1 protein-coding gene and 1 pseudogene are annotated in these 611 nt (G+C 57.6%); both read left to right on the top strand.

Annotation, left to right across the window (positions count from 1 at the left end; all coding sequences use genetic code 11):
- Positions 1-164 precede the first annotated feature (164 nt).
- Positions 165-395, top strand: a complete 231-nt coding sequence (rpmE, locus tag HX846_RS35720; protein WP_003209330.1) for a 50S ribosomal protein L31 — start codon at positions 165-167, stop codon at positions 393-395.
- Positions 396-436: 41 nt separating this feature from the next.
- Positions 437-611 (top strand): annotated as a pseudogene (locus HX846_RS35715) (thermonuclease family protein); the annotation flags it as partial.

Genomic DNA, 611 nt, shown 5'->3' with positions numbered 1-611 from the left:
CAAGCCCGGCTCCCACAGGGCCTTGTGTATGCCGCGCTTTTCTGATGAAAGGGGCCGTTGTGCTTCTTGCGCGTTTAAAAAGGTCTGGTAGAATCCGCGGCCTAATTACGTGCGGTATTCAACAATAGTGTTGATTGGCGGCACGCTAGCCTGAGGAATACACCATGAAAGCCGATATCCATCCAAACTATGTTGCCATCGACGTTACCTGCAGCTGCGGTAACAAGTTCGAAACCCGTTCGACTTTCGGCAAAGCTCTGCCAATCGACGTGTGCAACGAGTGCCACCCGTTCTACACCGGTAAGCAGAAGACTCTGGATGTTGGCGGCCGTGTTGACCGCTTCAAGACCCGCTTCGGTGCTTTCGGCGCTAAAGCTGCTCCTAAAGCCGAGTAAGGCTGGTCCGCTTGGATGGCCTGTATGGCTTGTCCTCGCTGATGAAAAAGGCGTCCCTTGTGGGCGCCTTTTTTGTGTCTGCGATTTGGCTGGCGCCCGCCCAGGCCGAGGTGTTCTGCCCGGCGCCCGGCGATGTCGCGACCTTCGACGTGCAGCGGGTAGTGGATGGTGACACCGTGCGCCTCAAGGACGGCCGCAGCATACGCATGATCGGCG

The sequence above is a fragment of the Pseudomonas sp. K5002 genome (assembly GCF_013386655.1).
Classification (GTDB): Bacteria; Pseudomonadota; Gammaproteobacteria; order Pseudomonadales; family Pseudomonadaceae; genus Aquipseudomonas.
Note: the sequence above shows the minus strand (reverse complement) of the source record. Positions and strands in the feature narration are given on the sequence as shown.

Bases quoted from the DNA above. Each gene is read 5' to 3' on its own strand.
- rpmE (WP_003209330.1), top strand. From the start codon at position 165: ATGAAAGCCGATATCCATCCAAACTATGTTGCCATCGACGTTACCTGC.